This is a genomic window from Haloferax sp. KTX1 (assembly GCF_902410085.1).
Lineage (GTDB): Archaea > Halobacteriota > Halobacteria > Halobacteriales > Haloferacaceae > Haloferax > Haloferax massiliensis.
Genome location: NZ_CABPRH010000308.1, coordinates 1 through 403 on the forward strand (window position 1 = coordinate 1; position 403 = coordinate 403).

Below are 403 nucleotides of genomic sequence, written 5' to 3' on the forward strand. Positions count from 1 at the left end.
TTACCGAGGGCCGCGCTTCGCGCGCCCTCGCTACTCCCGAAGCGCGTCTTCTCTCTCCGTCGCTTCCAGCGTCTCCTCCTCGACATCGGTCGCCACCACAGCGGGCTTGTACGCCCCGCCGGGAATCAGGTCGTTCTCGCCGACTGAAGAGTCGACGAAGCGCTGGAAGGCGCGCCGTTCCGGCGGCAGTTCGCCGTACAGTACCTCGTCCTTGACGAGATCGTAGACGGGAATCCGCGGCGTCAGGAGCGTGTTCTCACCGACAATCGAGCCTTCGCCAACGACGAAGCCGCTGGTGACGCGACAGCCAGCGCCCAGCGATACCTCGTCCTCAACGATGACTGGGGCGTTCTCGACCGGTTCGAGGACGCCGCCGATGAGCGTGTTCGCGCCGAGCTTGACG

At 65.8% G+C, this 403-nt stretch carries 1 pseudogene; it reads right to left on the reverse strand.

The annotated features are described in order from the left end of the window. Positions 1 to 30: 30 nt before the first annotated feature. Positions 31 to 403 (reverse strand): annotated as a pseudogene (locus FY251_RS21965) (2,3,4,5-tetrahydropyridine-2,6-dicarboxylate N-succinyltransferase); the annotation flags it as partial.